Source organism: Vulcanisaeta sp. (assembly GCF_049966235.1).
In the GTDB taxonomy this organism is placed as follows: Archaea; Thermoproteota; Thermoprotei; order Thermoproteales; family Thermocladiaceae; genus Vulcanisaeta; species Vulcanisaeta moutnovskia.
Genome location: NZ_JBMFVA010000059.1, coordinates 1 through 1,682, shown reverse-complemented (window position 1 = coordinate 1,682; position 1,682 = coordinate 1). Strand labels below are relative to the sequence as shown.

At 57.0% G+C, this 1,682-nt stretch carries 4 protein-coding genes; 1 reads left to right on the top strand and 3 read right to left on the bottom strand.

All coding sequences use genetic code 11. The annotated features are described in order from the left end of the window. Positions 1-452, top strand: a 452-nt coding sequence (locus tag ACP5L5_RS11685; protein WP_428764002.1) for a hypothetical protein, incomplete at its 5' end; no start/stop codon positions are given. Positions 453-501: 49 nt separating this feature from the next. Here the strand turns inward: ACP5L5_RS11685 and ACP5L5_RS11680 are convergent. Genes ACP5L5_RS11680 through ACP5L5_RS11670 form a run of 3 tightly spaced genes read right to left on the bottom strand, consistent with a single transcriptional unit; the run spans position 502 to position 1,475 of the window. Continuing rightward, positions 502-813: a hypothetical protein gene (locus tag ACP5L5_RS11680; protein WP_428764000.1), complete on the bottom strand. Its 312-nt coding sequence runs from the start codon at positions 811-813 to the stop codon at positions 502-504. Further along, the gene (locus ACP5L5_RS11675; protein ID WP_428763999.1) at positions 806-1,216 is read right to left on the bottom strand and encodes a hypothetical protein; all 411 of its coding nucleotides are present in this window, start codon (positions 1,214-1,216) and stop codon (positions 806-808) included. Before ACP5L5_RS11675 ends, ACP5L5_RS11680 begins: the two co-directional genes overlap by 8 nt. 55 nt (positions 1,217-1,271) lie before the next feature. Next, positions 1,272-1,475: a hypothetical protein gene (locus ACP5L5_RS11670; protein WP_428763997.1), complete on the bottom strand. Its 204-nt coding sequence runs from the start codon at positions 1,473-1,475 to the stop codon at positions 1,272-1,274. Positions 1,476-1,682 lie beyond the last annotated feature (207 nt).

Genomic DNA, 1,682 nt, shown 5'->3' with positions numbered 1-1,682 from the left:
GCTCAGGGCTTGGTGAGGGCGTGTCCCCGCTTGAGGAAGCCGTTAGGGTTGGGCGTAACTACGGGATCCTCTTCATAGCAATAACGCAGAACGACAGGTACCTGGAGGCCTTTAGGGACGTGTTCAAGGTCATTATCGACTTCAACAGGTCTAGCCAACCGAGGAGAGCTAGGTTCATTGCATACCCAACAAACCCAGCCCTGGCCGGCAACGCCCTATCCAGGACCGCCGAGGATATGCCGGTGGTTAAGGACTTCGTCAATGTGGACCCAGGCCTACTGGATGGCCTTAGGAGGCGCGGTGTGGACTGGCTCGATTGCCTCAGGAAGTGCGATGCGGATTGGTCGCCGAGGAGGCTGAGCGTGGTTAGGGTCGTTAGGACAGGCGCCATTGAGGTTAGGGACTTGAGGGCTAGGAGCCCGTGCCTATGGGAATGCCTAGGCGGTGGTTGAGTGGGGTGGGGACCGCCCCCACCCCACGTGGTTTTGATTGCCTTGGGGTTCACCGCCAAATCATTGCCGCTACCAATGGATCCCCCATCAGGAGCCCCCTCGGTATCAACACAACGGCGCCGCTCGGTAAATCCCTAACCCTCCACACAAGCCACTTGGCGTCCTTCGCCCTCAGCATGACCTCAACCCCACGCCCAATGGGTTTGAAGGTGGCGTGCGTGGTCACCCTCAACCCCCCAACCTCTATGTCGCCCCTACGCACAGCAACCTCCTGGCTTATCGGCACGACAAACCACTTGATTATGCCTATTGGTCTGTCGCCCTCGTAGACCGTTATAGCCCTCAAACCCCTGTCAACCACCCCCACCAGGTATTCCTGGGTCCTCATCGACGCGACGTGCCCCACGCCCCCTAATTAGGCCGCCGAGCATTCCTCCAACCATGATGCCGAGCAATCGACCGAACTCCTCAATGCTCACCGCATTTATTGGCCTGCTGGGTAGTTCATCCAGCCACTCAATGACGTAGCCCTCAAGGCCCCACTCCCTAATGAGCTCCCTCGGTACTGCCCAGGACGTGTCGTCACCGTACTCCCAACTACCCATGAACACTGGCTCCGAGTAATCCCAGAACTCGTCTGGGACCTCTGGCATTGGCTCCCAAACCCCAGCCCTGGGGTTGTATATGTAGTCCCTGGCCACGTACCTACCGCCGGTCAGGTAACCCCTGAAGTCGCCCCTAACCCTGATGACCCCGAAGACCATGCGGTCAATAAGTGGTGAGACCAATTAATATGCCCAACGCCTATGGAGAACCCCACTACTGTGGGGTCTGTGGGGCTCCCTCGAGCCTTATAATCACCGTTATCCTCGAACCCCTCCTGTTTAACTCTGCCCAAAGTTCGTTGTACTCAATGGGTAGTGTGATTACGAATTGCTTGCCGAGCTTGGCAACAGTCCTACCCTTGACTACGAATCCGCGCCTGATGCCCTCGAGGAGTAGTTCGAGTTCGAGGCCGTCCATCAAGGCTTGGCTTTGGCCTTGGCTTAATTAGGCTTAGTAATAATCCATGCATTATACCCGTATTTATGGGCTTATATGCACGATGCCCCGTGTTTATATGCACGATTCGTGGGTTAGGATGTTCAATTCCTGGTGCGGGGGGTGGGATTTGAACCCACGCAGGCCTTCGCCAACGGGACCTGAACCCGTCCCCTTTGACCTGGCTCG

Coding starts and splice junctions, on each gene's coding strand:
- ACP5L5_RS11675 (WP_428763999.1), bottom strand. CDS start 1,216: ATGGTCTTCGGGGTCATCAGGGTTAGGGGCGACTTCAGGGGTTACCTG.
- ACP5L5_RS11670 (WP_428763997.1), bottom strand. CDS start 1,475: ATGGACGGCCTCGAACTCGAACTACTCCTCGAGGGCATCAGGCGCGGA.